Below are 1362 nucleotides of genomic sequence, written 5' to 3'. Positions count from 1 at the left end.
CTTTATAATGAATCTCAAATTAAAGAACTGAAAAAGAATCCAAATGTTACAAGTGCATCCGATCGCTCAATTTCCTACAGCCCTAAATTTAAAATCAAGGCAGTTAAACAATATAAGCAAGGTAAAATCCCCTCTCAAATCTTCATTGAGCATGGTTTTGATATCGAAATGATTGGGAAGGAACAGCCTAAACAGTGCCTCCGACGCTGGAGAGAAACTTTTGAGCGTTACGGAGAGGATGGTTTCCTTACGGAACGCAGAGGTAAAGGAAGCACTGGTCGCCCGTCTTCAAGGTCCCTATCTCTTGAAGAACAATTAAAGAAAGCAGAAGCGAAAATTAAATTTCTGGAAGCAGAAAATGATTTCTTAAAAAAGCTGGAAGAGCTAGAAAGGCAGGCGTTGAAGAAGAAACGATATTAATGGAATCCGAAAAGTTTTATCTTATTGACAGAACGATCCAAAAACACAGGTTAAAGCGGGCTGTTTCCTATCTATGTGAACTGGCAGGAGTAAGCAGGAGTGGTTATTATGATTGGTTGAGAGCTGCCTCTAAGCGTGCGAAACGTGATGAACAAGATGAAGCAGATATTGTTTTAATCAAAGTAGTTTTTGATAAAAAAGACGGAAAAGCTGGTGCTCTTCAAATTAAAATGTTCATGGAGAATGACCATTCAACTGTCATGAATCATAAGAAAATTAGACGGCTAATGGCTAAATATGACCTTATTACGAAGATTAGAAGAGCTAATCCCTATCGAAAGATGGCTAAGGCAACGAAGGAACATTCCACCTGTCCTAACCTTCTTAATCGTAAATTCAATCAAAATGAACCAGGAAAAGTCCTCCTTACTGACATCACTTACCTCTATTATGGAAAGGGACAGAAAGCTTATTTATCATGCGTAAAGGACGTGGCTACGAAGGAGATTGTGGCATATCATCTATCCACTTCCTTAGAAATGGATATCGTTTATAAAACTCTTAAGAAGCTAAAGTTGGCAGTTGGTGATCAATTCCATCCAGAAGCCATACTGCATTCAGATCAAGGGTTTCACTATACTCATCCCAAATTCCAATACAAAGTGAAATCACTTGGATTAACACAATCTATGTCCCGTAAGGGTAACTGTTGGGACAATGCACCAATGGAAAGCTTCTTTGGGCACTTTAAAGATTTGGCGGAATATAGATCATGTAAGAATGTTAGAGAAGTCAGAAAAGAAGTTTACCGAGTAATTGAGGAGTATAACCACCACCGTTATCAGTGGGGTTTAAATAAAATGACCCCGGTACAATACCGGAGTCACTTAATGGCAGCCTAGGCACTTTTTTTAAACTGTCCGTAAAAGGGGGCACAGTTCA

Annotated in this window: 1 protein-coding gene; it reads left to right on the top strand. The window is 39.0% G+C overall.

Going from position 1 to position 1362, the window contains the following annotated elements; genetic code table 11:
• Positions 1 to 1322 (top strand): IS3 family transposase gene (locus tag V7201_RS22885; RefSeq protein ID WP_335379063.1). Its coding sequence is split into 2 segments (ribosomal slippage), with 1323 coding nucleotides annotated over them: positions 1 to 361 and positions 361 to 1322; the frame shifts between segments, so codons are not numbered across the junction. This gene is flagged as partial in the annotation.
• Between the last annotated feature and the right edge of the window lie 40 nt (positions 1323 to 1362).

This window comes from Bacillus sp. JJ1122 (assembly GCF_036964885.1).
Lineage (GTDB): Bacteria > Bacillota > Bacilli > Bacillales > Cytobacillaceae > Mesobacillus.
Note: the sequence above shows the minus strand (reverse complement) of the source record. Positions and strands in the feature narration are given on the sequence as shown.